The organism is Pandoraea terrae (assembly GCF_902459695.1).
Lineage (GTDB): Bacteria > Pseudomonadota > Gammaproteobacteria > Burkholderiales > Burkholderiaceae > Pandoraea > Pandoraea terrae.
On sequence record NZ_CABPRZ010000055.1, the window covers coordinates 1 to 3323 of the forward strand.

Annotated in this window: 3 protein-coding genes and 1 pseudogene; 1 reads left to right on the top strand and 3 read right to left on the bottom strand. The window is 65.7% G+C overall.

Annotation, left to right across the window (positions count from 1 at the left end; translation table 11 throughout):
- Positions 1-726, bottom strand: a 726-nt coding sequence (locus PTE30175_RS27880) for an aminotransferase class III-fold pyridoxal phosphate-dependent enzyme (protein ID WP_150700319.1), incomplete at its 3' end; no start/stop codon positions are given.
- A gap of 131 nt (positions 727-857) precedes the next feature.
- The gene (locus tag PTE30175_RS27885; RefSeq protein WP_150700320.1) at positions 858-1886 is read right to left on the bottom strand and encodes a GlxA family transcriptional regulator; all 1029 of its coding nucleotides are present in this window, start codon (positions 1884-1886) and stop codon (positions 858-860) included.
- Positions 1887-2072: 186 nt separating this feature from the next.
- Between PTE30175_RS27885 and astE the strand changes: the two genes are divergently transcribed.
- The gene (gene astE, locus PTE30175_RS27890; protein ID WP_150700321.1) at positions 2073-3131 is read left to right on the top strand and encodes a succinylglutamate desuccinylase; all 1059 of its coding nucleotides are present in this window, start codon (positions 2073-2075) and stop codon (positions 3129-3131) included.
- Positions 3132-3194: 63 nt separating this feature from the next.
- Here the strand turns inward: astE and PTE30175_RS27895 are convergent.
- A pseudogene (locus PTE30175_RS27895) lies at positions 3195-3323 on the bottom strand (polar amino acid ABC transporter ATP-binding protein); the annotation flags it as partial.

The following is a 3323-nucleotide window of genomic DNA, read 5'->3' on the forward strand; positions in this document are numbered from 1 at the left end:
CTGCATGTACGCGTACAGGCTGCCCGTGCGCCCCACCCCCGTTTGCACTTCGTCGAAAATCAGCAGCGCCGCGTGCTGGTCGCACAGCGCGCGCAGCCCCTTCAGGAACGCCGCGTCGGCCGGCAGCACCCCGCCCTCGCCTTGCACCGGCTCCACGATCACCGCGCACGTCTTCTCCGAGATCGCCGCCTGCACCGCCCCCAGGTCGTTGTATGCCAGGTGACGGATACCCCCCGGCAACGGACCGAACCCTTCCGTGTACTTCGCCTGTCCGCCCACGCTCACCGTGAACAGCGAACGCCCGTGAAATGCGTTATAGAACGCGATGATCTCGTGCTTGTGCGCCCCATGGTGGTCCGACGCGTAGCGGCGCGCCAGCTTCAGCGCCGCTTCGTTGGCCTCCAGCCCCGAGTTGCAGAAAAATGCCTTGTCGGCAAACGTCGCCTGCGTGAGCGCCGTGGCCAGGCGCAGCACCGGCTCGTTCGTGTAGCCGTTGCCGATGTGCCAGACCTTCTCGCTCTGCTCACGCATCACCTTGACCAGCTCCGGATGCGCATGGCCCAGGCTGTTGACCGCAATGCCGCCCGTGAAATCGATGTACTCCTTGCCGTTCTGGTCCCACATGCGCGAGCCCGCGCCCTTGACCGGAATCATCCCCGCTGGCGCGTAATTCGGAACCATCACTTCATCGAACGTCTGGCGGGTCACTGCGATTGGCTGGGTCATGATGTTCTCTTGAATCGGATACGGAAAAGCGCGACGTACCGGGTTGGCGGATACGCCAGGCGACACAGGCATTCTAGACGCGCCGCGCCGAGGCTGAATCCGGCAATGCGACATCGAGGTACAGGAACTCGTCATCGGCCGGCATCCCGTTCGACCGGCGCGCCAACGGCGGCGTCCGGCCCGCCGAACTGCGAATATTGGGCACGCTCTTCGCGCGGCGTGATGCCGAACCGCGCGCGATAGGCCGTGGAAAAATGCGGCCCCGACGAGAAACCGCACGACAGGCCGATCTGCACGACCGAACGGTCCGTGCGTTGCAGGAACCGCTGCGCGCGCATCAAGCGCAGTTCGAGGTAATACTTGGACGGCAGCGCATTCAGAAACTGCTTGAATAGCCGCTCGAGCTGCCGGCGCGACAGACCGACATAGCGCGAGATCTCGTCGGTGGTCAGCGGCTCTTCGAGGTTGGCCTCCATGAGCTGAATCGCTTCGGTCAGCTTCGGCTGCTGCCCGCCCAGTTGCGCGGCGAGCGGCACGCGCTGGCGCTCCGTCGCCGGACGGACGCGCTCCAGGCACAGCCGTTCCGACAACCGAAGCGCCAGATCGCGGCCGACCCATTGCTCGATCAGCGTCAGCGTCATGTCGAGCGTGGCCATGCCCCCGCTGCTGGTAAAGCGGTCGCGGTCGATTTCGAACAACTGCTGCGAGGCGATCACGGCGTCGAAACGCTCGACAAAATCCCCCAGCGCCTCCCAATGGACGGTCGCGCGATACCCATCGAGCACACCCGCGCGGGCCAGCCAGTGGCCGCCCGCGTGCACGCCGCCAAGCGCCACGCGCCGGCCGGCCAGCGCCGCAAGCCAAGGGAGCAACGTCGTGTCGTGTACGGACGATTCCGCGCGCTCGGCAGCGACGAACATCGCGTGGCCGGAGAAATCGGCGGGCAAGCCGCCATGCACCGGCAACGGCAGTCCCCCTGGTGATGTGACCGGCTTTCCGTCACAGGAAAAAACACGGCACTCGAAAACGGTTTCGCCGCGCGCGGCATTGGCCAACGAGAACGGCTCGATGAGCGCCCCGAGTGTGAGGGGCGAGCAAGGTGACAGCAGCAGTACGCCGATCTCGAGCGGCGCCCCTGCCAGGCGGACGGTGTTCGACATCGGATGCCCACAACGAGGAAGTGCGGCCAATGATGGCAGGATTCCAGGGGACGAACAATCCACCAGCGCTTCAGATTTGCGACATTCTCATGCAGATTCCGTGGCACGCCTTGTCACACCTGGCGCTGTGCGCGCAAGCACCGCTTAAAATACGGTTTTTTCCGATGCGTTCCCGGAGATTTCTTCATGACAGCAGTGCCCTCCCCCTTGCAAGACTGGCTCGCAGCCGCGTTGGCCGGCCGGCGTCCCGATCGCGATACCGGCGCCACGGCACACGGGGTTACGTGGCGATGGCATGCCGAGGGCATCCTGGAACTGCTTCCCGCCGCGCCGCAGGCTCGCCGGTACGACGCTGTCCTGTCGTGCGGCGTGCATGGCGATGAAACCGCGCCCATTGAATTGGTCGACGGCATGCTGCGCGACATCGATGCCGGCGCGTTGACATTGCGTGAGCGCATTCTGGTCATCCTCGGCAATCCGGCCGCCATGCGTGCCGGCAAGCGTTATCTGGAGTTCGATTTGAATCGGCTCTTCTGCGGCGCGCACACGCGCCGCGCCGAGTTGCCCGCTGCCCGGCGCGCCGCCGAACTCGAGCGAATCGTTACGGCATTCTTCAATGAATCGCCGGCCGCTGCGACGTCCGTCAAGCGCCGTCACTTCGACATGCATACGGCCATTCGCCCCTCGCATTTCCGCCGTTTCGCCGTTGTGCCGTCCGCGCAGGGGCGATCTCCCGAGCCGCGCTGGCTGGCTGATCTTGCCGCGGCCGACATCGCGGCGATCCTGCTCACGAACCAGCCGGCCGTCACGTTCTCGTATTTCACCTGCGCCACCTTTGGCGCCGAAAGCTGCACGCTCGAATTGGGCAAGGTCGAACCGTTCGGCCGAAACCGGCTCGAGGATTTCAGCGGCATCGACACGGGATTGCGGCGTTGGCTCGCCGGAGGCGAGATGATGGCCAGTGCCGATGACACGCACGCCCCGGCGCAACTGTTTCGCGTGGCCGCCGAAATCGTCCGCCAGTCCGACGCCTTTGACATGCATGTCCCGGACGACACGCCGAACTTCACCCCCTACCCGCGCGGCACCGTGCTCGCGAACGACGGCAGTTACGCCTACACGGTGTCGCATGAGGTCGAGCGTATCGTGTTTCCAAACCGGAATGTCGCCAACGGCCTGCGCGCCGGCGTGATGGTCGTGCCGTGCGACTTGAGCGAATTCGCTCGCATGGTCACAAGCGGTTGAGCCTCGACGGCCCTGGGGCGCCCGCACCGCGCGGCGGGCGCCCGCCCGGCCCTCATGGCGTCGTTACAGCACCTTGCGCAGGAACTCGCGCGTGCGTTCGTGCCTGGGCGCGCTGAAGATCTGCTCCGGCGGCCCTTCCTCCATGATCACGCCCTGGTCGATGAACAGCACCCGGTCGGCCACTTCCCGCGC

Bases quoted from the DNA above. Each gene is read 5' to 3' on its own strand.
- astE (WP_150700321.1), top strand. From the start codon at position 2,073: ATGACAGCAGTGCCCTCCCCCTTGCAAGACTGGCTCGCAGCCGCGTTG.
- PTE30175_RS27885 (WP_150700320.1), bottom strand. From the start codon at position 1,886: ATGTCGAACACCGTCCGCCTGGCAGGGGCGCCGCTCGAGATCGGCGTA.